Source organism: Sphingomonas sp. G5 (assembly GCF_052660795.1).
In genome coordinates this window covers 1,585,611-1,610,300 of the sequence record NZ_CP109660.1, presented here as the reverse complement: position 1 = coordinate 1,610,300, position 24,690 = coordinate 1,585,611, and the positions used below count along the sequence as shown (strand labels likewise).

Genomic DNA, 24,690 nt, shown 5'->3' with positions numbered 1-24,690 from the left:
GTGACTGATTTCCCCGCCGATGGCTTCGCCCTCTTCCCCGACCGTTCGGTCGTCGCTCTGCGCGTCAACGGGGAGCTGAAAGACCTGGCCACGACCGTGACGGCCGACGACCAGGTGGAGCCGGTCACGATCGACAGCGCCGACGGTCTGTCGATCCTGCGCCACTCCACCGCGCACGTGCTCGCCCAGGCCGTGCAGCGTGTCAAGCCCCAGGCCAACCTCGGCATCGGTCCGCCCGTCACCGACGGTTTCTACTACGACTTCCAGGTCGACGAGCCCTTCACCCCTGACGACCTCAAGGTCATCAGGAAGGAGATGGAGCGCATCGTCCGCGAGAACCAGCGGTTCGTGCGTCGCGTCGTCACCGACGACGAGGCCCGCGCCGAGCTCGCCGACGAGCCGTTCAAGCTCGAGCTGATCGGCCTCAAGGGCGGGTCGGCCGAAGCCGCCGAGGGCGCGTCCGTCGAGGTCGGCGCCGGAGAACTGACGATCTACGACAACGTCACGCGAGACGGCGAGACCGCGTGGAAGGACCTCTGCCGCGGACCCCATGTTCCCGGCACCCGGGTGATCGGCAACGGCTGGGACCTCACCCGCATCGCGGGCGCCTACTGGCGCGGCAGCGAGAAGAACCCGCAGCTGCAGCGCATCTACGGCACCGCGTGGCCCACGAAAGACGAGCTGCGCGCCTACCAGCACCGTCTCGAAGAGGCCGCCAAGCGCGACCACCGCAAGCTCGGCAAAGAACTCGACCTGTTCTCGTTCCCCGACGAGATCGGCCCGGGCCTGGCGGTCTTCCACCCCAAGGGCGGAATCATCCGCTACGAGATCGAGCGCTACATGCGTGAGCGCTTGCTCGCCAGCGGCTACGAGGTCGTGAACACCCCTCACATCACCAAGGGCGACCTTTTCATGACGAGCGGTCACCTGCAGTGGTATGCCGACGGCATGTACCCCCCGATGGTGCTCGACGAAGTCGTCGACGCCGACGGGCACGTCTCGCGCGAGGGCCAGGAGTACTACCTCAAGCCCATGAACTGCCCGTTCCACAACCTGATCTTCCGCTCGCGTGGTCGCAGCTATCGCGAACTGCCGCTGCGTCTGAGCGAGTTCGGATCGGTCTACCGCTACGAGAAGAGCGGAACCCTCTCGGGCCTCACGCGCGTGCGCGGTATGACCCAGGACGACACGCACATCTACGTCACGGCCGATCAGGTGAAGGGCGAGCTGACCCACAGCCTCGACTTCGTGCTGCAGACCCTCCGCGACTACGGTCTCAACGACTTCTACCTCGAGCTGTCGACCAAAGAGGACGGCAACCCGAAGTTCATCGGCGACGACACGCTGTGGACCGAAGCCACGGAGACCCTGCGCGAGGTCGCCGAGGCGTCCGGACTCGACCTCGTACCCGACCCGGGCGGGGCCGCGTTCTACGGCCCCAAGATCTCGGTGCAGGCGCGTGACGCGATCGGCCGCACGTGGCAGATGTCGACCATTCAGCTCGACTTCAACCAGCCCGAGCGCTTCGAGCTCGAGTACACCGGCCCCGACGGTGAGAAGCACCGCCCCGTCATGATCCACCGCGCTCTCTTCGGCTCGGTCGAGCGCTTTTTCGCGATCCTGCTCGAGCACTACGCCGGAGCCTTCCCGGTGTGGCTCGCGCCCGTGCAGGTCGTGGCCGTGCCGGTCGCGGCGGAGTACGGCGATTACCTTCAGGGCATCGTGACCGATCTCAAGACCCGCGGCGTCCGCGCCGAGGCCGACCACAGCGACGACCGCATGCAGAAGAAGATCCGCACGCACACCACGCAGAAGGTGCCGCTCATGCTGATCGCGGGGGAGCAGGACCGCGCGGGCGGCACGGTCTCGTTCCGCTTCCGCGACGGCACGCAGCTCAACGGCATCCCCGTCGATGAGGCTGTCGCCCGCATCACCGGGGCGATCTCGGCCCGCACGCTCGTCAACACCGCCGAGGACCTCGCGTGACCACCGATCCGGATGCCGCCGCGGCGGGCTCGTCGCCGGTGACCGGCCCGACTCCCACTGCGGACGGGTCCGGATCGGTGACGACCGACGCCGAGCTCGTCGACGCGATGACACTGCCGGGTGTGCCCGATGAGTTCCAGCGCCTGTGGACGCCGCATCGCATGGCGTACATCTCGGCGGGCCGGGAGCCCATGGAGCAGAACTGCCCGTTCTGCGCAGCTCCCGAGAAGTCCGACGAGGACGGGCTGATCGTCGCGCGAGGAAAGACCGCGTACGTGCTGCTGAACCTGTTCCCGTACAACTCCGGGCACCTGCTGGTGTGTCCGTACCGCCACATCGCGACATACGACCAGGCCACCGACGAAGAGGTCGCCGAGATCGGCGCGCTCACACAGCGCGGCATGCGGGTGCTGCGGGCGGTGTCGAACTGCGACGGCTTCAACCTGGGCATGAACCAGGGCGCGATCGCCGGAGCCGGCGTCGACGGCCACCTGCACCAGCACATCGTGCCCCGCTGGGCGTCGGACGCGAACTTCTTCCCGATCATCGCGAAGACGAAGGCGCTGCCGCAGCTGCTCGGTGACGTGCGCCGCGCGGTCGCCGACGCCTGGGATGCGTGAACCGGGTTATCCACAAGCCCCCTCCGCGTGCGCGGCGCCCTCGGTAGCGTGAGCCTATGAACACTCGGACTCGCCCTCTGGTTCTCTCTCTCACTCTCGCCGCCGTCCTCCTGGCCACGACCGCCTGCATCCCGCTGCCGAGCCCGCTCGGGCCCGACGGCGCCGCGGGACTGCCGACCTCGGTCCCCGACGACGCGCAGACTCCGGCGCCCGGGGAATCGACGTCGGTCGCTCCCGACGATGTATCCGACGTCTTCGCAGAACGTGAGGAGTACTTCCGAGAGCAGCAGCTCCCCATGGACGGTTCACCCCTGGTCGCCGTGACCCCGGCTCAGAAGGAGTTCATCGCCGAGCAGCGGGCGTACGTCGAGCAGCAGGGCTCGACGTGGACGTCCACCGACGAGAACCTCGCCCTCGCCCTGGCCGGGGATGCCTGCGAAACGGCTATCCTCAACCGTCATCGGGTCGACGCCACGACTCTGAACACGCACGTCGCGACGTCGCCGCTGTTCGCCCAACTCATCCCGAGCGACCTGCAAGGTGCCGCGCGTACGCAGGCCGAGAAGCCGATTGCGAGCGTCATGGTGTTCGGCGCGACCTTCATGTGCCCTGCCGACGGTGACGCCTGGGTCGCGGCGTACAAAGAGGTGTACGGCGGCTGACCCGTCGCGAACGAGGGAGCCGCGTCAGCGCACCTGGCGCACGGAGAACTGCAGACGAGGGTTCGCGTAGGCCTCCTGGGATTCGACGAGACGCAGTTCGCGCGAGCCCGACTCAAAGGTGTTCGAGAGCAGATCGAAGACGCTGGATGCCGTGCGCGCCAGGGCATCGGCCGCGTCGCCGCTCCGACGGTAGTGGGCGGTGAAAAGCGCCGCCGTCACATCTCCCGACCCATTGGCCTTCATCGGAATCAGCGGTGTCTGCACGATCCATGCGCCGGCGTCGTCGACGACCATCATCTCGATGGTGTCGGGCTCACGATCGGGGCGTTCGACGCTCGTGACGAGAATCGTCCGCGGGCCGCGCTCGCGCACGATGTCGGCCGAGGCGAGGGTCGAGTCGATGGTGTCGGGCTGCGTGCCGGTGAGGAACCCGAGCTCGAACTGGTTGGGCGTGAGGATGTCGGCGACAGGTACGACGCGCTCGCGGAGAAGTTCGGGGATCGCAGGGGCCACGAAACACCCCGACTTCGCGTTGCCCATGACGGGGTCGCAGGCGTAGACGGCATCCGGATTCGCCTTCTTGACGCGCGCGACGGCATCGATGATGACGTCGGCGATCCCCTCACCGCCCTGGTAGCCCGAGAGCACCACGTCGATCTCGGGGAACACGCCACGGTCCTCGATGCCGGCGAGCACGTCGGCGACATCGGCGGGGGAGATGAGAGGTCCGCGCCAGGCGCCGTAACCGGTGTGGTTCGAGAAGTTGACCGTGTAGACGGGGAGAACCTCGACCCCGATGCGCTGGAGGGGGAAGACGGCGGCGGAGTTGCCGACGTGCCCGAACGCCACGGCCGACTGGATCGAGAGAACCTTCATGCCTCGATCCTCCCACCTCGGATGCCGGGACGGAGCGCGCCCGCGGCGGCGGCGAGGTCGTCGGCGAGGGTGGTGGTCGAGGCGTCGTCGAGGTCGTGCACCGTCAGGCGCAGGAACGCGCCCGCGTGGTCGGGGGAGAGGAAGAACGGGTCCCCCTCCCTCACCAGCCAGCCCCGGCGCATGAGTTCCTCGCGCGCCGACGCCGCGGGGACCGGGAGCGGCACCCACAGGTTGAGTCCGTCGCCCGGGGAGACGGGGAGTCCGCGTTCGGTGAGTGCCGCGGCGAACGCCGCGTTGCGCCCGGCGTAGTGCTCGGCGGCGGCCTCGATGTCGGCGCGGACGGCGTCGTCGGTGACCAGGGCGAGCGTCATGCGCTGCAGGATGTGGCTCACCCACGTCGTGCCGGGCGTGAGGCGCACGGCGAGCCCATCGGCGGTGTCGGGGTCGGATGCCGTGACGGCGAGGCACGTGTCGGGTCCGAGGAACTTCGACATCGAGCGGATGCGCGCCCACCGACGCTGCGCGGGGCCGATGACCGAGTGCAGGGGCGCACGTGACAACAGCGAGAAGTGGTCGTCCTCGATGACGAGCACGAAGGGATGCTCCGCGAGCACCTCGCGCAGGGCTGCGGCACGCTCGGCGCTGAGGCTCGCCCCCGTGGGGTTGTGCGCGCGGGGCGTGCAGATCACGGCGCGAACGCCGGCCTCCAGGGCGTCGCGCAGTCCGTCGACGGTCATGCCCTCGGCATCCACCGCCACCGGAACGGCGCGATACCCGCCCGTGCGGACCGTGTGCAGAGCCGACAAGAAGCAGGGGTCTTCCAACGCGACGGCGTCGTCACGCTGCAGGGCCTGGGCGAGCAGACGCTCGATCGCGTCGCTCGCGCCGCTCGTGACGGTGATCAGTAGGTCGTCGTGGGGGAGCTGGTCCGCCATCCACCCGCGGGCCCACGCTTCGAGGCCCGGGTCGATGACCGGCTCGCCGTAGAGGACGGGCCGAGTCGAGCGCGCCAGGGCGGCCGTGGGGTCGGGGATCAGCGTCGGGTCGGGGTTGCCGGTGCCCACGTCGCGCAGCACGGTGTCGGGTGCATAGCCCTCCTGTGCGACGGCGGTGCGGTCGGCCACGCGCGTGCCGCTGCGTCCGCGGGCTTCGACGAGCCCCGCCTGGGCGAGCTGGCGGTAGGCCGCGACGACCGTGTTGCGGTTGACGCCGAGGTCGGCGGCCACAGCCCGGACGGAGGGCAGGAGCGTGCCCGGTGCGAGTTCCCCCCGCTCGATGCGTTCGCGCAGGTCGGCGGCGATACCGGATGCCGATCGGCCGGTCATATCGATGGTCATAGGCCCCCTCGGTCTCGATCAGCCTATGTCCTGAGCCATGCTACGTTTTGGCCTAAGCCAAATGATCGCGCCCCGAAGCGCGGAACTCGCGCCCCCGGGCGCCGAACGGAGTGGACATGACCGACACCGGAACCTCCCGCGTCAAGCGCGGTCTCGCCGAGATGCTCAAGGGCGGCGTGATCATGGACGTCGTCACCGCCGAGCAGGCCCGCATCGCCGAAGACGCCGGCGCCGTCGCCGTCATGGCGCTCGAGCGCGTGCCCGCCGACATCCGCGCCCAGGGCGGAGTCGCCCGCATGAGCGATCCCGACCTGATCGACGACATCATCGCCTCGGTCTCGATCCCCGTCATGGCCAAGGCCCGCATCGGCCACTTCGTCGAAGCGCAGATCCTGCAGGAGCTCGGCGTCGACTACATCGACGAGTCCGAGGTGCTCTCGCCCGCCGACTACGTCAACCACATCGACAAGTGGAACTTCACCGTGCCGTTCGTGTGCGGCGCGACCAACCTCGGTGAGGCGCTGCGCCGCATCACCGAGGGAGCCGCGATGATCCGCTCCAAGGGCGAGGCCGGCACCGGCGATGTGTCCGAGGCCACCAAGCACATCCGCACCATCCGCAGCGAGATCAACGCCCTGCGCGCGAAGACCAAGGACGAGCTCTACGTCGCGGCCAAGGAACTGCAGGCGCCTTACGACCTCGTCGCCGAGATCGCGGAGACCGGCGAGCTCCCCGTCGTGCTGTTCACCGCCGGGGGAGTGGCCACTCCCGCCGACGCCGCGATGATGATGCAGCTCGGCGCCGACGGCGTGTTCGTCGGCTCGGGCATCTTCAAGTCGGGCAACCCCGCCCAGCGCGCCGCCGCGATCGTGAAGGCCACCACATTCCACGACGACCCCAAGGTCGTGGCAGAGGCCTCGCGCGGACTCGGCGAGGCGATGGTCGGCATCAACGTGGCCGACCTCCCCGCGCCGCACCGCCTCGCCGAGCGTGGCTGGTAATCCCCGCGTCGGCGTTCTCGCACTCCAGGGAGACGTGCGGGAGCACCTCGCGGTCCTGACCGCCCTCGGCGTCGACGCCCACCCGGTGCGCCGACCCGAGGAGCTCGCCGCCGTGGAGGGCCTCGTCCTCCCCGGCGGCGAGTCGAGCGTCATCGACAAACTCGCGCGCGCCTTCGATCTCTTCGACCCGATCCGAGAGGCGATCGCCGACGGCATGCCGATGTACGGCACGTGCGCGGGACTCATCCTGCTCGCCGACCGCATCGACGGCGCCATCACCGGCCAGCGGACCTTCGGGGGCATCGACGCGCGCGTCGCCCGCAACGTCTTCGGCAGCCAGACCGCCTCGTTCGAGACCGACCTCGACGTCCCCGCCCTCGGTGATCCGCCGGTACACGCCGTCTTCATCCGTGCGCCCGCGGTCGTCGAGTGGGGACCGGATGCCGAGCCCCTGGCATCCCTTCCCGATGGGCGCGTCGTCGCGATCGAGCAGGGCGCCCTGCTGGGTACCGCGTTCCACCCCGAATCGACGGGGGAGACGCGGTTCCATCGCCGGTTCCTGGACCACGTGTCGAACCGACGCGGGATGCGCGCGCACTGACTCCGCACCCGCGGTGGAGCTGCTCGCGTCCGTCGATCGCGACGCGCGGTCGCGGTGCGCCGGACGGGAGTGTGATCCAGGTGCGCAGCGGGTGAGTTCGTCTCGTTCCTGGACCTGGGCGGGGCCGCAAGAGACCGAGCTCGCCTGCACGCCAACGCCCTCGTGGAAGCCAGGATAAAGTTGCAGCATGTCCGGACACTCCAAATGGGCCACGACCAAGCACAAGAAGGCGGTCATCGACTCCCGTCGCGCCAAGTCGTGGGCCAAGCTCATCAAGAACATCGAGGTCGCGGCGAAGCTCGGTGGAGCCGACCTCCAGGGCAACCCCACCCTCTTCGACGCCGTGCTCAAGGCCAAGAAGACCTCGGTCCCCAAAGACAACATCGACCGCGCCATCAAGCGCGGTGCCGGCATCGGCGGCGAGGCCGTCGAGTACTCCTCGATCATGTACGAGGGCTACGGACCCAACGGTGTGGCCTTCCTTATCGAGTGTCTGACCGACAACAAGAACCGCGCCGCGGCCGAGGTGCGCACCGCCCTCAGCCGTAACGGCGGCACGCTCGCCGACCCGGGCAGCGTCGCCTACAACTTCAGCCGCAAGGGCGTCATCGTGGTCCCCTCCGAGGGCACGACCGAAGACGACGTCATGCTCGCGGTCCTCGAGGCCGGAGCCGAAGAGGTCGAGCCGCACGGCGAAGGCTTCGGTGTCATCACCGAGGCCTCCGACCTCGTGTCGGTGCGCAGCGCGCTGCAGGATGCCGGCATCGAGTACGACTCCGCCGACGTCGAGTTCGTCCCCTCGCTCAAGGTGGAGGTCGACGCCGACACCGCCCGCAAGGTGTTCCGCCTGATCGACGCCCTCGAAGACAGCGACGACGTGCAGAACGTCTACACGAACTTCGACATGAGCGCCGACGTTCAGGCCGAACTCGAGAACGACGAGTAAGGGCGCGCCCTTCGTCTCGACACGGCCCCTGCGCTTAGCGTGGGGGCCGTGTCTCGTCCCCTCCGCGTCCTCGGCATAGACCCCGGCCTGACCCGTTGCGGCCTCGGCGTCGTCGACGTCTCGCCGAACCGCACGGCCTCGCTCGTGCACGTGGGCGTCGCCCGCTCCGCGCCGACGGACCCGATCGAGAAGCGTCTCGCGGCGATCGCCGCCGGTATCCGCGAGGTGCTCGTCGCACACCAGCCGGACGTCGTCGCCGTCGAGCGCGTCTTCGCCCAGAACAACCTCCACTCGGTGATGGGCACCGCTCAGGCCAGCGGCATCGCCCTGATGCTGGCAGCCGAGCACGGCCTGACCGCCGCGACCCACACCCCCAGCGAGGTGAAAGCCGCGATCACCGGGTACGGCTCCGCCGACAAACTGCAGGTGCAGACGATGGTCGCCCGGGTCCTACGGCTCGACACCCTCCCTCAGCCCGCGGATGCGGCCGACGCCCTCGCGATTGCGCTGTGCCACGCCTGGCGCGGGGGAGCGGCCGCCTCCTCGGGAGACGGCGCCCTGACACCCGCCCAGAAGGCCTGGAGGGATGCCGAGAAGAAGCGCACTCCGCCGACGCGTGTCGCTCGAACACATGTACGAACGGGCGCGTAGGCTGTCGGGATGATCTCCTCGCTGCACGGTACGGCGGCTCACGTCGCCGACGACTCGCTGGTCATCGTGGTGGGAGGTGTGGGCTTCTCCGTCGCCGTGACCGCGCAACTCGCGCGGACGGTGCATGTCGGCGACGACGTCCACCTGCACACGAACCTCATCGTGCGCGAGGACGCGTTGTCGCTCTACGGCTTCGAAGCCCGCGAGGAGCTCACCGTGTTCACCCAGCTGATCAGCGTCACCGGCGTCGGCCCGAAGTCCGCCCTCGGCGTCTTGTCGTCGCTCACCGTGCCGCAGATCGCCCAAGCCGTGGCCGACGACGACGACGCCCCGTTCCGCCGCGTCTCGGGCATCGGCCCCAAGACCGCCAAACTCATCGTCGTCCAGCTCGCCGGCAAGCTGCAGGTCGCCCCGGCCGCCGCTCCCGCCGCCGTCTCGCCGCACGGCCAGGTTCCCGTGCAGGTGACGCAGGCACTCGTGGGCCTGGGCTGGACGGAACGGACGGCGGCCGAGGCCGTGGCATCCGTCGCCGAAACCGCCTCCGAGGCCGACCGCGCCTCGGTCCAAGCGCTCCTCCGACTCACGCTCGCCCTGCTGGGCCCCGCCCGCAAGGAGAGCGTGAGTGGCTGACGTCCGAGACGCCGGCACGCCCGACGACGAGGTCGAACTCGCCATCGAGGGCGCCCTGCGGCCCACCTCGCTCGCAGAGTTCGTCGGCCAGCAGAAGGTGCGCGGCCAGCTGCAGCTGCTGCTGGACGCAGCGCGGATCCAGCAGCGTTCCCCCGACCACATCCTGCTCTCGGGTCCTCCGGGGCTCGGCAAGACCACCCTCGCGATGATCGTGGCGCACGAGAGCGGTCGGCCGCTCCGCCTGTCGAGCGGTCCCGCGATCCAGCACGCGGGCGACCTCGCCGCCCTGCTGTCGTCGCTCACGCCGGGGGAGGTGCTCTTCATCGACGAGATCCACCGCATGGCGCGCTCGGCGGAAGAGATGTTGTACCTCGCGATGGAGGACTTCCGCATCGACATCATGGTCGGCAAGGGCGCGGGCGCGACCAGCATCCCCCTCGACCTCGCTCCTTTCACCCTCGTGGGCGCCACAACACGCGCGGGCCTGCTGCCGAACCCGCTGCGCGACCGCTTCGGCTTCACCGCCCACCTCGAGTACTACGAGCCCGAAGAGCTGGAGCGGGTCGTCTCGCGCTCGGCATCCATGCTCGATGTCGGCCTCCCGGGCACCGCGCGCTCCGAGATCGCCCGCCGCTCGCGAGGAACGCCCCGTATCGCCAACCGCCTGCTCCGGCGCGTCCGGGACTATCTCGTGGTGAACGGTCCGTCGACCGGGACCGACGAGGGCCACGCCGACGTGCGGACGGTCGGCGCCGCTCTCGATCTCTACGACGTGGATGCCATCGGCCTCGACCGCCTCGACCGGGCCGTCCTCGACGCCCTCGTGCGCCGCTTCCGTGGGGGACCGGTAGGCCTCAGCACCCTCGCCGTGGCCGTCGGAGAGGAGCCGGAGACCATCGAATCGGTCGTCGAGCCGTACCTCGTGCGCATCGGATTCATGGGTCGGACCCCGCGCGGGCGGGTGGCGACTCCCGAGGCGTACGACCACCTCGGAGCGCCCCATCCCGACGGCATGCTCCGGTTCAGCCGGGGCTCATGACCTATACTCGGCGGGGGATTCCCCGACCCCCGCTAGGCAGTGCCGCACGGCGCGCCTGATCTGAAAGGTGCACCGCCTCCATGGACTCCAGTTTCCTCCTGCTCATTCTGTTCGCGGGTCTGCTCGTCTTCATGTTCCTGAGCTCCCGCCGTCGCATGAAGAAGCAGAAGGCCGAGCTCGAGCAGAAGGCCCGCGAGACGGTCCCCGGCGCCGAGGTGCTGCTGCAGGGCGGCCTCTACGGCACCATTGTCGAGTACGACGGCGAAGACCTCGACAAGCCGGCGCACGTCGAGATCGCCCCCGGTGTCGTCATCAAGGTGCACAGCCAGGCCATCCTCCGCATCGTCGACCCTGCCGCGGGCACGGTGACCGAGGACGAGTACATCGAAGCCGAGGAGACCGAGGCCGAGTACGTCGCCGGTGTCGCCGACGGCGACATCACCTCGATCAGCGACGACCAGCGCGCCGCCCGCCAGCACGCCGCCGACGCCGAGCGCGACGACAAGGACCGCCCCGCGGTCTGATCGCCCCCTCCCGCCCTTCCGTTCACCGCCGCACAGAAAGCCGACTCCGTGGCGCCCTCGACTCCCGTCCGTCACGCCTGGCGCGTTTTGACCGGATTGCTCGCCATCACCGGCGTGCTCTTCGGCATCAACGCGCTGGGCGTGTACGTGTATAACGCCAGTTCCTGGACCCCCGAGCTCGCGCTCGACCTCCAGGGCGGCACGCAGATCATCCTGCAAGCCCAGACCACCGACGGCGCCGCGCCCGACAGCGAACAGCTGGCACAGGCCGTCACGATCATCCGCCAGCGCGTCGATGCCTCGGGCGTGGGCGAAGCCGACGTCGCCACCGAGGGTGGACGCAACATCGTCGTGCAGATCCCCGGACAGGCCGACGAGGCCACGCGACAGCGCATCCAGAGCTCGGCCCAGCTGCAGCTGCGCCCGGTGCTGTTCACCGGTTCGCCGGCGACCTCGTTCGTGGGTCAGGACGGCGTCTCGACGCCCTACCCGACGCCCGACCCGAGCCTGCCGTCGACGCCCACGGCTTCGCCGACCAATGCGAGCGACCCGGCGTACATCACCCCTGCCCTGCAGGCGCAGTTCCTCGCGTACGACTGCGCGAACCCGCCGAGCAACCCCGCCCAGGCGCCCGCGGATCAGCCGATGATCACATGCGGCACGAACGACGGGCAGAAGTACATCCTCGGCCCCGTCGAGCTCGACGGCACCGACATCTCCAACGCCACCAACGGCCAGGAGCAGAACACCGGCCAGTGGGCCGTGAACCTCGTCTTCAATGACCAGGGCACGCAGAAATTCGCCGAGATCAGCCAGCGTCTCTACGGTGCGCAGCCGCCGCTGAACCAGTTCGCGTTCGTGCTCGACGGCTCCGTGCTGTCGGCACCGTCGATGAACGGCATCATCGTCGACGGCCGCCCCAGCATCACGGGATCGTTCACGCAGGAGTCGTCGAAGGCCCTCGCCGATCAACTGAAGTACGGTGCCCTGCCGCTGAGCTTCCAGGTCGTGAGCTCCGACACCGTGTCGGCGACGCTCGGTTCGCAGCAGTTGCAGGTCGGTTTCATCGCCGGTCTCATCGGCTTGGGTCTCGTCGCGATCTACTCGCTCATCGTCTATCGAGCGCTCGGTACCGTGATCATCGCTTCGCTCGGCGTGATGGCGGTGCTGACCTACCTTGCACTGTGCATCCTCGCGTGGCGAGCGGGCTTCCGCCTCTCGCTCGCGGGTGTGGCCGGCTTGATCGTCACCATCGGCTTCACGGCTGACTCGTTCATCGTCTACTTCGAACGAATACGAGACGAACTGCGCGACGGCAAGTCGATCACCGCAGCGGTCGAGGACGGCTGGTCGCGCGCGAAGCGCACGATCTACATCTCGAAGTCGATCAACATCCTCGCGGCCGTCGTGCTGTACATCCTCGCGGATGCCACGGTGAAGGGCTTCGCGTTCACGCTCGGCCTCACGACCGCGATCGACATCCTGATCTTCATCCTGTTCACCCACCCCGTGATGCAGTTGCTCGCTCGCACCCGGTTCTTCGGCTCGGGTCACCCCCTCTCAGGGATGGACCCCAACGCCCTCGGCGCCGTGTACCGCGGTCGCGCGCAGTTCCGGGCTCCCGTGGTCGACGCCGGTCGGGTGAAGAAGTCCCGCGGCGAGGCGCAGCGTCGGCAGACGATCGCCGAACGCAAGCAGGCCGAACTGGCGGCCGCCAGCCGCGGCGATAGCCGCTCCACGAAGGAGGGAGACGACTGATGCGCTCCATGTCGCAGCTCGGCAACGACCTCTATTCGGGAAAGACATCTTTCCCCTTCGTGCAGCGTCGTCGCCTGTGGTTCATCATCGCCGCGGTCCTGGTGATCGGCGCGGCCCTCGTGCCGCTCTTCCGGCCCGTGCAGTTCTCGATCGAGTTCACCGGTGGCTCGCAGTTCACGGTGTCCAATCCGTCGACCTTCGACCAGGCTCTGGCCACGCAGGCCGTGACCTCGGTCGTCCCGGATGCCACCACCCGCGTCACCACGATCAGTGACCAGTCCGTTCGGGTGCAGACCGACCAGCTGGACAACGATCAGACGCAGGCGGTCTCGTCCGCCCTGGCCACGGCGTACGACGTGCCGGCCTCCGAGATCACGAACTCGTTCATCGGCCCCACCTGGGGTAACGACGTCACTCGTCAGTCGCTGTGGGGACTGTCGATCTTCCTCGCGCTGACGTTCTTGATCCTGGCGCTCTATTTCCGCACCTGGAAGATGTCGGTCGCCGCGATCATCGGCCTCGTCGACGTGCTCGTCATCACCGTCGGTGTCTACGCCGTCTTCGGCTTCGAGATCTCGCCGGCCGCCGTCATCGGCTTCCTGACGATCCTCTCCTACGCCCTGTACGACACCACCGTCGTCTTCGACAAGGTGAGGGAGAACACCAGGGAGGACGGGGAGATCTCCGGTCGCACGTTCTCGGAGTCGGTGAACCTCGCCGCCAATCAGACGCTGATCCGGTCCATCAACACGACGGTCGTCGCGATCCTGCCCGTCGGCGCGATCCTCTTCATCGGTGTACCGCTCGGTGCGCGCACGCTCAGCGACATCTCGCTGTCGATCTTCGTCGGCACGATCGTCGCCGCGTACTCGACGCTCTTCGTGGCTGTGCCGATGTACGCCCTGCTGCGCGAGAAGGAGAAGCCGATCGCCCAGCGCGACGCGCGCGTCGTGGCAGCCCGCGAGAAGGCGGGCGTCCCGGCCTGAGGCCGGGGCCCCGCCCCTCGGGTTCCGCCGGCGGACCCCGCCGTGGACCCCTGCCGCGAGGCATAGACTTGATCGACTGGCCGTAAGGAAGGGGTGTGACATGGCAGAGATCACTTCTTCCGCGCCGCCGCCGTCCTCCTTGCGACGTCTCGTTCCGCGTATCTTCTCGCGCGCGGCCCGTCGTGACGACGTCGACAAGCTGCTGCGCACGGTGCGCACGCACCATCCCAAGGGCGACCTCGCGATCATCGAGCGGGCCTACGCCGTCGCAGACAAGGCGCACGACGGGCAGAAGCGTCAGAGCGGCGAGCCCTACATCACGCACCCGCTGGCCGTCGCGCAGATCCTCGCCGAGCTCGGGCTGGGGCCGAAGGCCATCGCGGCGGCCCTGCTGCACGACACCGTCGAAGACACGGGATACCCCCTCGACGAGCTCGCCGCCGACTTCGGCGACGAGGTCGCGATGCTCGTCGACGGCGTGACCAAGCTCGACAAGGTCAAGTACGGCGACAGCGCGCAGGCCGAAACCGTGCGCAAGATGATCGTGGCGATGTCGAAAGACATCCGTGTCCTGCTCATCAAGCTCGCCGACCGCCTGCACAACGCCCGGACCTGGGGTTTCGTGCCCCCGCACAAGGCCGCGAAGAAGGCGACCGAGACGCTCGAGATCTACGCGCCGCTCGCGCACCGCCTCGGCATCCAGGCGATCAAGAGCGAGCTCGAAGACCTCTCCTTCGCGGTGATGCACCCCAAGCTGTACGCCGAGATCGACAGCCTGGTCAAGCAACGTACGCCTCAGCGCGAGCAGTACGTCCAGAACGTCATCGACGCCGTCGACGCCGACCTGCGTGAGCTGCGCGTCCGCGGCCGGGTGATGGGCCGACCCAAGCAGCTGTACTCCGTCTATCAGAAGATGGTCGTGCGGGGTCGCGAGTTCGACGACATCTACGACCTCATCGGCATCCGGATCCTCGTCGGCACCGTGCGCGACTGCTATGCCGTGCTCGGTGCCATACACGCGCGGTGGACGCCGCTGCCGGGTCGCTTCAAGGACTACATCGCCACGCCGAAGTTCAACCTTTACCAGTCGCTGCACACCACGGTCATCGGACCGGGCGGCCGCACGGTCGAGATCCAGATCCGCACGCACGAGATGCACCAGCAGGCGGAATTCGGCGTCGCCGCGCACTGGAAGTACAAGGAGCGGATGGCGGGCGGCAAGGCCGACGCCAAGGCCGTCGACGCCGATATGGCGTGGATCGCGCACATCTCGGACTGGCAGGCCGAGACCGCCGACCCGGGGGAGTTCCTCGACTCGCTGCGTTTCGAGATCGGCGCGAAAGAGGTCTACGTCTTCACGCCCAAGGGTCGTGTGGTCGGACTTCCGACGGGCGCCACCCCGGTCGACTTCGCCTACGCCGTGCACACCGAGATCGGCCACCGCACAATGGGGGCCAAGGTCAACGGTCGCCTGGTGCCGCTCGAGTCGACGCTGCAGAGCGGCGACGTCGTCGAAGTCTTCACCTCCAAGAACCCCGACGCCGGCCCGAGCCAGGACTGGCTCGGCTTCGTCAAGAGCACTCGTGCGCGCAACAAGATCCGCGGGTGGTTCACGAAGGAACGCCGCGAAGAGGCCATCGAACAGGGCAAGGATTCGATCGCCCGCGCTATGCGCCGGCAGAACCTGCCGCTCCAGCGCCTGATGAACCAGGACTCGTTCACCGAGGTCGCCCGGCTCTTCCACTACGAGGACGTCTCCGCCCTCTACGCCGCCGTCGGCGAGGGTCACGTCTCCACCCAATCGGTGATCGAGAAGGTCACCGCGCTCGTCAACGTCGAAGAGACGAACACCGGGCCCATCGACATCCCCGTCGGTCGCAGCCGCGCCCCGCGCGGTGGCGATTCGGGTGTGCTCGTGCGCGGTGCCCCCGACATCCTCGTCAAGCTCGCGAAGTGCTGTACGCCGGTGCCGGGCGACGAGATCGTCGGCTTCGTGACGCGCGGGAGCGGCGTCTCGGTGCACCGAGGCGACTGCACCAACGTGAAGGCGCTGAAAGAAGAACCCGACCGTCTGATCGACGTGGAGTGGGCGCCCACGACCAAGAGCGTCTTCCTCGTGCAGATCCAGGTCGAGGCCCTCGACCGCTCGGGGCTCCTGAGCGATGTGACCCGCGTGCTCAGCGAGCACCACGTCAACATCCTCTCGGCCACCGTGTCGACCACGAACGATCGGCTCGCCCTCAGCAAGTTCGTGTTCGAGATGGGCGACACCGTGCACCTCGACCGCGTACTCAACGCCGTGCGCCGCATCGACGCCGTCTACGACGTCTACCGCGTCACCTCGTCGTAGGCTTCGCGGTCGCCGTCGGCGGTCACGCTCGCGAGGAGCGCGGTCCCACGCCTGCCGTGAGGGAATGTCGGATGCCGATCGAGCCAGGCCTGCGCTTCCCTCCGCGTACGCGGGTCGGACCTCGCCCACGCGAGCGCCACGGCGCGCTGCTGCTCGTCCTGGGAGCGGGCGAGGTCGGCAAGGCTTCGCCCCGGCGTGCTGAAGTGGATGCCGGCGAGCGACACCGTGTCGGCCGGCGGCAGGCGCACGTCGTGGAAGACCGCGCGGGTCACGTGGTGCGCGCGCGTCCGTGTCTTCGCCACCCGCTGAAGGTGGTGCCGCGTCGGCTCGGTCGGCATCCCCCCGTGCACCCATGCCGCGGTGAGCCGTACCCCTGCCCATCGAGCCCCCAGCAGGGGGACGAGGCTTCGGGCGCGCATCCACGCCGTCTCGACCGCGTCGGCGGGCATGAACCCCTCACCGAGCGGCACGAGGAGCCCGTCGAGGCACGCGGCACTGAGCTCGCTCAGAGCGAGACGCTCGCCGGGGAAGAACAGAAAGGGCGACACCATCCCGCCAGTGTGGCGGGGCAGTGTCGCCCGTGACGGCCGAAACCGTCCACCTGTGGAGAACTGATCAGCCGCCGAGGGCGCGCAGCCAGGTGCGGCGCGCTTCGAGGGCCTCCGACGCCTGGGCCGCGGCGCGCTTGTCACCACGCGACTCGGCGTCGGCGAGCTCGGCCTCGAGCTTGTCGATCGCGTCGGTCAGCTGACGCGTCATGTCGTTCGCGCGCGCCTTCTGCTCGGGGTCGTTGCGCTTCCAGTCGGCATCCTCGCGCGTGCGCACGCTCTGCTCGATCTTGCGCAGCTCGTCGTCGAGGACGCGCTCCTTGTCGCGCGGGAAGATGCGGCCGATCTCGTCCCACTCGCGCTGGATCGCGGTCAGCTTCTGGCGGGCGGTCGCGAGGTTCTTCTCGTCGACGATCGGCGCGGCCTTCTCGAGGAGCGCACGCTTCTGCTCGATCTTCTCTTTCGAGGCCTCAGCGTCGGCCGACTCGCGCTCGATACGCGCACCGTAGAGCGCGTCACCGGCGGCCTTGAAGCGTGCCCAGAGTGCGTCGTCGACCTTGCGCCCTGCGCGGCCCGAAGCCTTCCAGGCGTCGAGAAGGTCGCGGTACGCTCCGATGCCGTCTTCGCCACGAGGCGCGAGGGCTTCGGCGCGCTCGACGAGACGCGTCTTCGCCTCACGGGCGGACTTGTGGGTCTCGTCCAGCGAGGAGAAGAATTCGCGGCGGTGACGATCGACCGTGGCGCGGGCGTCGCGGAAACGGCGCCACAGCTGCTGCGCCGTCGACTTCGACAGTCGGGGACCGTTCTGCTGGTGGGCCTGCCACCGCTCGAACAGCGCCGTCATGTCGGCGGTCATCTGCTTCCACTGCACCGTCTGGGGATCACGGGCGGCGAGGGCCTCGGCCTCTTCGACGATCGCCGTGCGTTCGCGCACAGCTTCTTCGGTGGCCTGCTTGGCGGCGACGGCCTCGCTCTCGCTCGCCTCGGCGAGCTCGGAGGTGAGGGCGTCCACGCGAGCGATGAGGGCAGCAAGGTCGCCCACCGCGGCGGCGCCGTCGAGCTTGCCGCGGAGCGTCTTCGCCGTCGAGCGGAGGTCGGATGCCGAGGCACCACCGCGACGGTGGCGGGTCTCCAGCAGCGTGACCTCGCTGGCGAGATCCGAGAACTTTCTCTGGTAGTAGGCGAGCGCCTCGGCGGGCGTGCCGTCGGGGTATTGGCCCACGACACGCCAGTCGTCGCCCTCGCGGACCGAGACGGTTCCCTCGTCGTCGACGCGGCCCCACGGCTGAGCGGGCGCGGCGGAAGCGGTCTTGCCCGGAGGCGGGCCGGGAATGCGCGCGCCGGGCCGCGGGAGGACGGGCTGCACGACGGCGGGCTGGGCGCCGGGCGCCTCCGCCTCGTCGGCGGCGGCCTCGACCTCGGCGGCCGCATGGTCTTCCGCGGGCTCAGCGTCCGAAGCCTCGTCGGCGCCGGCCTCGTCGACGGGCGCCGGCTCAGCGGCATCCGCCGACTCGTCTGGACGCGGCGCCTCATCGGCGAGGGCAGCGGCGGCGGGAGCCTCGTGCTCCTCGGCGGGAGCGGCGGCCTCGTCGGGGAACGCGCCCTCGGCCGCGGGAGCGTCGGTCTCCGCCTCGACCGGGGTCGTGGCGGCGGGATCGACCTCGACGGCGCTCGCGTCGTCGCGCGGGTCGGAGGTCTCGGGAGTGGGGACGGAAGTCACGGGTAGCACCTCATCGCGGCAGAACCGCCTGGGGGAGAAGGACTCTCCGAGCCTAGTACGCGCGGCCCCTCCGACACAGGATCGAGGCGCGCGCATCACCGCCCGGTCGCGACGACGGCCCCGTGTGGGCGGTCAGGGAGTGGACGAGGGCGACGGAAGGGGCGCGGGGATCTCCGTGGGGACCGGTGTCGTGGGATTCTCCGTCGGAGAGGGGGCCGGCGTCGGCGCACCGGGGCCCGCGACGAAGTAGGCGGTCTGCGCCCCCACCGCTCCGGCGATCACGAGGAGACCGACGATGACGCCGATCAGATTGTCGCGCGTGCGACGCCGCCCCTGACGGGCGTGGAGCTCGAGCCGTGCCTGATACGCGCGAGCACGCGCGCGCTGCTCCCGCGTCTGCCGGTCTTTCCCGCGCGTCGCCACATCGACCTCCTCCGCCCGTCCGGGCACGTCGATCCTACAAAAGGCCGCCCCCTGCGCTGGTTTCGCTCTCGCGGACGCGGTGTCGGAGGCCGCGGTTAGCCTGGAGGGGTGACCTCTTCCTCCGCCCTCTTCCAGGGCCAGACGCCGCTCGCCGTGCGCATGCGCCCGGTGAGCCTCGACGAGGTCGCCGGTCAAGGGCATCTGCTGCGACCGGGGTCACCACTGGTCACCCTCGCCACCACCGACTCCTCGGCATCCGTCACCGCGGCCTCGGTCATTCTGTGGGGCCCGCCGGGTACCGGGAAGACGACGCTCGCCCAGGCGATCGCGCGGTCGTCGGGGCGCCGTTTCGTCGAGCTGTCGGCGATCACCGCGGGCGTGAAAGACGTGCGCGAGGTCATGCAAGAAGCGCTCACCCAGCGCGACCTCTACGGGCAGTCGACCATCCTCTTCCTCGACGAGATTCACCGCTTCACCAAGGCCCAGCAGGACGCCCTGCTGCCGGGCGTCGAGAACGGGTGGGTCGTCCTGATCGCCGCGACCACCGAGAATCCCTCGTTCTCGGTCATCTCGCCGCTGCTGTCGCGCTCGCTCCTGCTCACCCTTCGCCCGCTCGGCGACGACGACCTCGGGGCCCTGGTGGATCGTGCCGTGACCGATCCGCGCGGTCTGGCCGGCCGGGTCGTGCTCGAAGACGAAGCGCGCGCTGCCCTGGTGCGCCTGGCGTCCGGCGACGCCCGTCGAGCTCTGACCGCTCTCGAGGCGGCGGCATCGGTGGCGGGGGACGACGGTGCCACGTCGCCCGACCCGGACGACGACGACGAGCAGGACCCGGGCCCGTTCGCCGGCGACGGGGGAGAGCTCCCCGTGATCACCGCCGACCACATCGCCCAGGCCGTCGATCGTGCGCTGCTGCGCTACGACCGCCAGGGCGACGAGCACTACGACGTGATCAGCGCCTTCATCAAGTCGGTGCGGGGTTCGGATCCGGATGCCGCGATCCACTACCTCGCGCGCATGATCGAGGCGGGGGAGGACCCCCGTTTCATCGCTCGACGCCTGGTGATCTCCGCCGCCGAGGACATCGGGATGGCCGACCCCCAGGCCCTGCAGATCGCTGTCGCCGCGGCCGACGCCGTCGCGTTCATCGGCATGCCCGAGGGACGCATCCCCCTCGCCGAGGCCACGATCTACCTCGCCACCACCGCCAAGTCGAATGCCGCCTACAACGCCATCAACGCCGCGATCGCCGACGTGCGCGCCGGCGGTTTCGGGCGTGTGCCGATGCACCTCCGCGACGCGCACTACCCGGGCGCCAAGCGGCTGGGGCACGGTAAGGGATACAAGTACGCCCACGACAGCGAGATCGGGATCGTGACGCAGCAGTACCTTCCCGACGAACTCGCGGGCAGACGTTACTACGAGCCCACGAACCACGGCACCGAACGCGACGTCTCCGCGCGCCTGGAGAAAATCCGTCGCATCCTCGACGGGGCGTAGGCGCTCGACGACCGTGCGGGCGGCTCTGATAGCATGAACCGGCTCGAAACAGGGTTTTCGGGCATCCCCTCCTTCCTGTGATCACCTTCCGGTGCGCCCCGGCGTGCGCTCCGGATCGGGCGGAAGGGGGCGATACGCCCGCGAGCCGCGAAAGGCGCGGCCGCGTCATCGGAAGGAGAACTTCGTGACCACGAAGTCTCAGGACCGCCGCAAGGTGCGTCTGTCGCGCGCCCTCGGCGTCGCGCTCACCCCCAAGGCCGCCCGCTACCTCGAGAAGCGTCCCTACGCTCCGGGTGAGCACGGTCGCACCAAGCGCAAGGCCGACAGCGACTACGCCGTTCGCCTCCGCGAGAAGCAGCGTCTGCGCGAGCAGTACGGCATCCGCGAGAAGCAGCTGCGCATCGCGTTCAACGAGGCCCGCCGCACCGACGGCCTGACCGGTGAGAACCTGGTCGAGCTGCTCGAGATGCGTCTGGACGCCCTCGTCGTTCGTTCGGGCTTCGCCCGCACCACCGCGCAGGCTCGCCAGCTCGTCGTGCACCGCCACATCATGGTCGACGGCCAGCTCGTGGACCGCCCGTCGTTCCGCGTGAAGCCGGGTCAGCTGATCCACGTCAAGACCAAGAGCGAGGGTCTCGAGCCCTTCCAGGTCGCCGCCGCCGGTGGGCACGCCGAAGTGCTGCCCCCCGTTCCGGGCTACCTCGAGGTCGACCTCTCGACGCTGCAGGCGAAGCTCGTCCGTCGCCCGAAGCGCGCCGAGGTGCCCGTCACGTGTGACGTGCAGCTCGTCGTCGAGTACTACGCCGCCCGCTGACCTCAGCGAGCACAGAAGGGCGTCGGGTTCTCCCGGCGCCCTTTCTGGTACTCGCGGAGCGCTTCCGCGCGGATGGACTCGGCACGCCCCGCACCGGAAGGGACCGGCCGAGGTGCGGCAGCGATGCGACGTGACCGGGGCGCCACGTCGGCGGACGCGCGCTCCACGGGGCCCCTCGCCTACGATGGGGGGATGCCGCGACCGCGGCGTCGTATCGAGGAAGAAGTGGTGATCGTGAGAAGCCTCGTCTGGTTCGCGTTGGGCATCGTCGGCGGTTTCGTCGCCGCCCACCTCGTCAACAAGGACCCCCGCGGGCAGGAGGTGCTCGCGCAGCTCGACTCCCGCATCGGCGAGTTCACCGACCGCATGAGCGACGCCTACCACGCGCAGGAGACCCGCCTCTCCGAGATCATCGACGATGCGAAGAGCGTCGCGTCCTCCGCGGCCGAGAAGACCACCGACGTCGTCGACGACGCCGCCAGCGCCGCCAAAAAGGCCGTTTCCTCCTCCGACTGACCCCCACCGGCCACTCGCCCCACCCGTGGGGCGGATCCGCATGCGTACGGAAAGACCCGCCATGAAAACCGCCGAGATCGCCCAGCGCTTCCTCGACTTCTTCGAGAAGAAGAACCACACGATCGTCCCCTCGGCCTCGCTCGTCACAGACGACCCGGCTCTGCTGTTCACCGTGGCGGGCATGGTGCCCTTCATCCCGTACCTCAGCGGGGTCGTTCCGCCGCCGTACCCGCGTGCGGCCGACGTGCAGAAGTGCATTCGCACGAACGACATCGAAGAGGTCGGCAAGACCCCGCGTCACGGCACCTTCTTCCAGATGCTCGGCAACTGGTCGTTCGGCGACTACTTCAAAGAAGACGCGATCCGTTTCGCCTGGGAGCTGCTGACAGCGCCCGAGGCGGAGGGCGGCCTCGCGTTCAATCCGAAGGACCTCTGGGTCACGGTCTACGAAGAAGACGACGAAGCGCGCGAGCTCTGGCTGAAGCTGAGCTCTCTGCCCGACGAGCGCATCCAGCGCCTGGGCAAAGACACGAACTACTGGTCGACCGGTCTGCCCGGCCCCGCCGGCCCGTGCTCGGAGATCTTCTTCGACCGCGGCCCCGAATACGGTGTCGACGGCGGCCCCGCCACCGACGACGACCGCTACGTCGAGATCTGGAATCTCGTGTTCATGCAGTACGAGATCACGAACGTGCGCTCGAAGTACGACTTCGACATCGTCGGCGAACTGCCCGCGAAGAACATCGACACCGGCATGGGCCTGGAGCGCATCGCGTTCATCAAGCAGGGCGTCGACAACATGTACGAGACCGACCAGGTGCGCCCCGTGCTCGACCTGGCCGCACAGCTGGCCGGCAAGGCGTACGGACAGGAGTCGCACGACGACGACGTGCGCCTGCGCATCGTCGCCGATCACGTGCGCTCCTCGCTCATGCTGCTCGCCGACGGCGTGACGCCCTCGAACGAGGGCCGGGGCTACATCCTGCGCCGCATCATGCGTCGCGCGATCCGCTCGATGCGCCTGCTCGGCGTCGAAGGCGCCACCTTCCCCGAGCTCTTCGCCGCCTCGCGCGACGCCATGAAGGAGTCCTACCCCGAGGTCGAGACCGACTACGCCCGCCTTTCGGCGTACGCGATCGCCGAGGAGCAGACGTTCCTCCGCACGCTCGCGGCCGGTTCCGCCATCCTCGACCAGTCGGTCGTGGAGGCCAAGAACGGCGGGGGCACGACGCTGTCGGGCTCCGAGGCCTTCCTCCTGCACGACACCTACGGTTTCCCGATCGACCTGACGCTCGAGATCGCCGAAGAAGCCGGGCTGACCGTCGACCGCGGTGCCTTCGACCAGCTCATGCTCGAGCAGCGCACGCGCGCCAAGGCCGACGCACGCGCCCGCAAGGGCACGATCGCCGACCAGAGCGCCTACCGCGAGTTCCGCGCCCACGGCGAGACCGTCTTCACCGGCTACACCGAGATGCAGACGGAATCGAGGGTGCTCGGCATCCTGATCCAGGGCGCGGGGACGGACCGCGCCGCCGAGGGCCAGATCGCCGAGGTGATCCTCGCCGAGACCGCCCTGTACGCCGAGTCGGGAGGACAGGTCGCCGACAAGGGCGTCATCGTCGGCCCCGGGTACGAGCTCGAGGTGCTCGACGTGCAGCGCCCGGTCCCGGGACTCGTGAGCCACACCGTCGAGGTGACGGCCGGCGAGGTGTCGGTCGGTGCCCCCGCGACCACCGTGGTGGACGCGCTCAACCGCCACGCCGCCCAGCAGGCCCACACCGCCACTCACCTCGTTCATGCGGCGATCCGCGACACGCTCGGCAAGACGGCGACGCAGACCGGTTCGCTCAACCGCGCCGGCTACATGCGTTTCGACTTCAGCTGGGGCTCGGCGCTCTCTCCCGAGACGCGTACCGAGATCGAAGACATCGCCAACAACGCGGTGCGCGACAACCTCGAGGTCACCACGCGCGTCATGTCGCTCGACGAGGCGAAAGCCGCCGGCGCCATGGCACTGTTCGGTGAGAAGTACGGCGATACCGTCCGTATGGTTGACATCGGCGGCCCCTGGTCGCGCGAGCTGTGCGGTGGCACGCACGTGTCGCGCAGCGCAGAGATCGGCCTGGTCAACCTCGTGGGCGAGCAGTCGGTCGGCGCGTCCAATCGCCGCGTGGAAGCCCTCGTCGGCCTCGACGCCTTCCGCGACCTCGCCGCCGAGCGTGCGATCGTCTCCCAGCTCAGCTCGAGCCTGAAGACGCCGCGCGAGCAATTGCCCACGCGCATCGCCGAGCTGGCGGCGAACCTCAAGGCCGCCGAGAAGAAGATCGCCGCCTTCGAAGCGCAGGCTCTGACGGGTCGCCTCCCGCAGCTGGTCGATTCAGCTGTCTCCTTCGGCACCGTGCGCGTGGTCGCGCAGAGCCTGGGGGAGGGCGCCTCAGCCGACGACGTGCGCTCGCTCGCGCTGCAGGTGCGTGACCGCCTGGGCAGCGACCCCGCGGTCGTCGCTCTCGCGAGCGTCACCGGGGGCCGCGCGACAGTGGTCGTCGTCACGAACGACGCGGCACGCGAACGAGGGCTTGCCGCGGGCGCCCTCGCCAAGGCCGCGGCGGGCGTCCTCGGAGGTGGCGGTGGCGGTCGTCCCGACGTCGCCCAGGGCGGAGGAACGGATGCCGCAGCCCTGCCCCAGGCGCTCGAGGGCATCGTCTCGGACGTGCGGACGACGATCGCGTGACGGCGTTCCGGCGTGGTATCCGGTTCGGTATCGATGTCGGGCGCGCCCGCGTGGGCGTCGCCCGGTCGGATCCTGACGGGGTGCTCGCCGTCCCCGTCGAGACGGTACCCCGCAAGGGAGAGCCGATTCGCCGTATCGCGACCCTGGCGTCAGAGTACGAGGCGTTCGAAGTGCTGGTGGGGCTCCCGCTGAACCTGCGTGGCGAAGACACGCCGTCGACCACCGACGCCCGGGCCTTCGCCGCGGCATTGGCGGCGGCTCTCCCGATGACCGTCCGTCTGGTCGACGAGCGCCTGAGCACCGTCTCGGCGCAGAGTGTTCTGCGCGAAGCAGGACGTTCCCAGCGTGATTCTCGTAGCATTGTGGACCAAGTCGCCGCTGTGGTGCTTCTGCAGCAGGCACTCGACGTGGAGCGACAGTCCGGTGAGCCGGCCGGACCCGCCGTAACACCGGGACAGGAGCCCGCCTGAC

At 69.3% G+C, this 24,690-nt stretch carries 23 protein-coding genes; 18 read left to right on the top strand and 5 right to left on the bottom strand.

Annotated features, from left to right (window positions below):
• Genes thrS through NE358_RS07720 form a run of 3 tightly spaced genes read left to right on the top strand, consistent with a single transcriptional unit; the run spans position 1 to position 3,268 of the window.
• Positions 1–1,986 carry a threonine--tRNA ligase gene (gene thrS, locus NE358_RS07730; protein ID WP_289942520.1) on the top strand — a complete coding sequence of 662 codons (1,986 nt, stop codon included), beginning with the start codon at positions 1–3 and terminating at the stop codon, positions 1,984–1,986.
• Positions 1,983–2,606 carry an HIT family protein gene (locus NE358_RS07725; RefSeq protein WP_499318495.1) on the top strand — a complete coding sequence of 208 codons (624 nt, stop codon included), beginning with the start codon at positions 1,983–1,985 and terminating at the stop codon, positions 2,604–2,606. The genes thrS and NE358_RS07725 overlap by 4 nt, the downstream gene beginning before the upstream one ends.
• Before the next feature lie 56 nt (positions 2,607–2,662).
• Positions 2,663–3,268, top strand: a complete 606-nt coding sequence (locus NE358_RS07720) for a hypothetical protein (RefSeq protein WP_116239774.1) — start codon at positions 2,663–2,665, stop codon at positions 3,266–3,268.
• Between the two features lie 24 nt (positions 3,269–3,292).
• On the opposite strand, the gene pdxY is transcribed toward NE358_RS07720, so the two are convergent.
• Both pdxY and NE358_RS07710 read right to left on the bottom strand, forming a co-directional pair.
• Entirely contained in the window at positions 3,293–4,144 is an 852-nt protein-coding gene (gene pdxY / locus NE358_RS07715) for a pyridoxal kinase PdxY (protein WP_103209469.1), read from the bottom strand.
• A complete protein-coding gene (locus NE358_RS07710; RefSeq protein WP_116239773.1) occupies positions 4,141–5,481 on the bottom strand; it encodes an aminotransferase class I/II-fold pyridoxal phosphate-dependent enzyme in 1,341 nt (446 codons plus the stop codon). Before NE358_RS07710 ends, pdxY begins: the two co-directional genes overlap by 4 nt.
• A 116-nt stretch (positions 5,482–5,597) precedes the next feature.
• On the opposite strand from NE358_RS07710, the gene pdxS reads away from it, so the two are divergent.
• The 10 genes from pdxS to NE358_RS07660 all read left to right on the top strand — a co-directional run bounded on the left by pdxS (position 5,598) and on the right by NE358_RS07660 (position 15,967).
• Entirely contained in the window at positions 5,598–6,482 is an 885-nt protein-coding gene (gene pdxS / locus NE358_RS07705) for a pyridoxal 5'-phosphate synthase lyase subunit PdxS (protein ID WP_186316626.1), read from the top strand.
• The gene (gene pdxT / locus NE358_RS07700; RefSeq protein WP_289942519.1) at positions 6,472–7,083 is read left to right on the top strand and encodes a pyridoxal 5'-phosphate synthase glutaminase subunit PdxT; all 612 of its coding nucleotides are present in this window, start codon (positions 6,472–6,474) and stop codon (positions 7,081–7,083) included. Before pdxS ends, pdxT begins: the two co-directional genes overlap by 11 nt.
• A 187-nt stretch (positions 7,084–7,270) precedes the next feature.
• On the top strand, positions 7,271–8,029 hold the full coding sequence (locus NE358_RS07695) for a YebC/PmpR family DNA-binding transcriptional regulator (RefSeq protein ID WP_103209481.1): 759 nt from the start codon (positions 7,271–7,273) through the stop codon (positions 8,027–8,029).
• Between the two features lie 48 nt (positions 8,030–8,077).
• Positions 8,078–8,680, top strand: a complete 603-nt coding sequence (gene ruvC / locus NE358_RS07690; RefSeq protein WP_289942518.1) for a crossover junction endodeoxyribonuclease RuvC — start codon at positions 8,078–8,080, stop codon at positions 8,678–8,680.
• A 9-nt stretch (positions 8,681–8,689) separates the two neighbouring features.
• On the top strand, positions 8,690–9,310 hold the full coding sequence (gene ruvA / locus NE358_RS07685; protein ID WP_289942517.1) for a Holliday junction branch migration protein RuvA: 621 nt from the start codon (positions 8,690–8,692) through the stop codon (positions 9,308–9,310).
• Positions 9,303–10,349, top strand: coding sequence for a Holliday junction branch migration DNA helicase RuvB (gene ruvB / locus NE358_RS07680; RefSeq protein WP_103209489.1), 1,047 nt, complete (start codon positions 9,303–9,305; stop codon positions 10,347–10,349). Before ruvA ends, ruvB begins: the two co-directional genes overlap by 8 nt.
• Before the next feature lie 80 nt (positions 10,350–10,429).
• Positions 10,430–10,873 carry a preprotein translocase subunit YajC gene (locus NE358_RS07675; protein ID WP_103209492.1) on the top strand — a complete coding sequence of 148 codons (444 nt, stop codon included), beginning with the start codon at positions 10,430–10,432 and terminating at the stop codon, positions 10,871–10,873.
• Positions 10,874–10,921: 48 nt separating this feature from the next.
• A complete protein-coding gene (gene secD, locus NE358_RS07670; RefSeq protein ID WP_103209494.1) occupies positions 10,922–12,631 on the top strand; it encodes a protein translocase subunit SecD in 1,710 nt (569 codons plus the stop codon).
• Positions 12,631–13,617, top strand: coding sequence for a protein translocase subunit SecF (secF, locus tag NE358_RS07665; RefSeq protein ID WP_116239771.1), 987 nt, complete (start codon positions 12,631–12,633; stop codon positions 13,615–13,617). Before secD ends, secF begins: the two co-directional genes overlap by 1 nt.
• Positions 13,618–13,717: 100 nt before the next feature.
• On the top strand, positions 13,718–15,967 hold the full coding sequence (locus tag NE358_RS07660) for a RelA/SpoT family protein (RefSeq protein WP_103209499.1): 2,250 nt from the start codon (positions 13,718–13,720) through the stop codon (positions 15,965–15,967).
• Here the strand turns inward: NE358_RS07660 and NE358_RS07655 are convergent.
• The 3 genes from NE358_RS07655 to NE358_RS07645 all read right to left on the bottom strand — a co-directional run bounded on the left by NE358_RS07655 (position 15,946) and on the right by NE358_RS07645 (position 18,685).
• On the bottom strand, positions 15,946–16,518 hold the full coding sequence (locus tag NE358_RS07655) for a hypothetical protein (RefSeq protein ID WP_141376686.1): 573 nt from the start codon (positions 16,516–16,518) through the stop codon (positions 15,946–15,948). The two genes, NE358_RS07660 and NE358_RS07655, sit on opposite strands and share 22 nt — an antisense overlap.
• Before the next feature lie 64 nt (positions 16,519–16,582).
• Complete coding sequence (locus tag NE358_RS07650; protein WP_435302735.1) at positions 16,583–18,235, bottom strand: DUF349 domain-containing protein; 1,653 nt, start codon at positions 18,233–18,235, stop codon at positions 16,583–16,585.
• Positions 18,236–18,367: 132 nt separating this feature from the next.
• Entirely contained in the window at positions 18,368–18,685 is a 318-nt protein-coding gene (locus tag NE358_RS07645) for a dioxygenase (RefSeq protein ID WP_246078124.1), read from the bottom strand.
• Positions 18,686–18,766: 81 nt separating this feature from the next.
• Between NE358_RS07645 and NE358_RS07640 the strand changes: the two genes are divergently transcribed.
• From NE358_RS07640 to ruvX, 5 genes are all read left to right on the top strand, one after another.
• Positions 18,767–20,158: a replication-associated recombination protein A gene (locus tag NE358_RS07640; protein ID WP_103209505.1), complete on the top strand. Its 1,392-nt coding sequence runs from the start codon at positions 18,767–18,769 to the stop codon at positions 20,156–20,158.
• A 184-nt stretch (positions 20,159–20,342) separates the two neighbouring features.
• Positions 20,343–20,972: a 30S ribosomal protein S4 gene (gene rpsD / locus NE358_RS07635; protein ID WP_056231683.1), complete on the top strand. Its 630-nt coding sequence runs from the start codon at positions 20,343–20,345 to the stop codon at positions 20,970–20,972.
• Between the two features lie 192 nt (positions 20,973–21,164).
• The gene (locus NE358_RS07630; RefSeq protein WP_103209507.1) at positions 21,165–21,488 is read left to right on the top strand and encodes an ATPase; all 324 of its coding nucleotides are present in this window, start codon (positions 21,165–21,167) and stop codon (positions 21,486–21,488) included.
• A 61-nt stretch (positions 21,489–21,549) separates the two neighbouring features.
• Positions 21,550–24,219 (top strand): alanine--tRNA ligase, encoded by a 2,670-nt coding sequence (gene alaS, locus NE358_RS07625; protein ID WP_289942512.1) that lies wholly within the window; start codon positions 21,550–21,552, stop codon positions 24,217–24,219.
• Positions 24,216–24,689 carry a Holliday junction resolvase RuvX gene (gene ruvX, locus NE358_RS07620; RefSeq protein WP_103209511.1) on the top strand — a complete coding sequence of 158 codons (474 nt, stop codon included), beginning with the start codon at positions 24,216–24,218 and terminating at the stop codon, positions 24,687–24,689. Before alaS ends, ruvX begins: the two co-directional genes overlap by 4 nt.
• The last annotated feature ends 1 nt before the right edge of the window (position 24,690 follow it).

What these genes read in the sequence shown, in the direction of transcription:
- NE358_RS07720 (WP_116239774.1), top strand. Translation starts at nt 2,663, where the DNA reads ATGAACACTCGGACTCGCCCTCTGGTTCTCTCTCTCACTCTCGCCGCC.
- pdxY (WP_103209469.1), bottom strand. Translation starts at nt 4,144, where the DNA reads ATGAAGGTTCTCTCGATCCAGTCGGCCGTGGCGTTCGGGCACGTCGGC.
- NE358_RS07710 (WP_116239773.1), bottom strand. Translation starts at nt 5,481, where the DNA reads ATGACCATCGATATGACCGGCCGATCGGCATCCGGTATCGCCGCCGAC.
- pdxS (WP_186316626.1), top strand. Translation starts at nt 5,598, where the DNA reads ATGACCGACACCGGAACCTCCCGCGTCAAGCGCGGTCTCGCCGAGATG.
- NE358_RS07695 (WP_103209481.1), top strand. Translation starts at nt 7,271, where the DNA reads ATGTCCGGACACTCCAAATGGGCCACGACCAAGCACAAGAAGGCGGTC.
- ruvA (WP_289942517.1), top strand. Translation starts at nt 8,690, where the DNA reads ATGATCTCCTCGCTGCACGGTACGGCGGCTCACGTCGCCGACGACTCG.
- NE358_RS07675 (WP_103209492.1), top strand. Translation starts at nt 10,430, where the DNA reads ATGGACTCCAGTTTCCTCCTGCTCATTCTGTTCGCGGGTCTGCTCGTC.
- secF (WP_116239771.1), top strand. Translation starts at nt 12,631, where the DNA reads ATGCGCTCCATGTCGCAGCTCGGCAACGACCTCTATTCGGGAAAGACA.
- NE358_RS07660 (WP_103209499.1), top strand. Translation starts at nt 13,718, where the DNA reads ATGGCAGAGATCACTTCTTCCGCGCCGCCGCCGTCCTCCTTGCGACGT.
- NE358_RS07655 (WP_141376686.1), bottom strand. Translation starts at nt 16,518, where the DNA reads ATGGTGTCGCCCTTTCTGTTCTTCCCCGGCGAGCGTCTCGCTCTGAGC.
- NE358_RS07630 (WP_103209507.1), top strand. Translation starts at nt 21,165, where the DNA reads ATGCCGCGACCGCGGCGTCGTATCGAGGAAGAAGTGGTGATCGTGAGA.
- alaS (WP_289942512.1), top strand. Translation starts at nt 21,550, where the DNA reads ATGAAAACCGCCGAGATCGCCCAGCGCTTCCTCGACTTCTTCGAGAAG.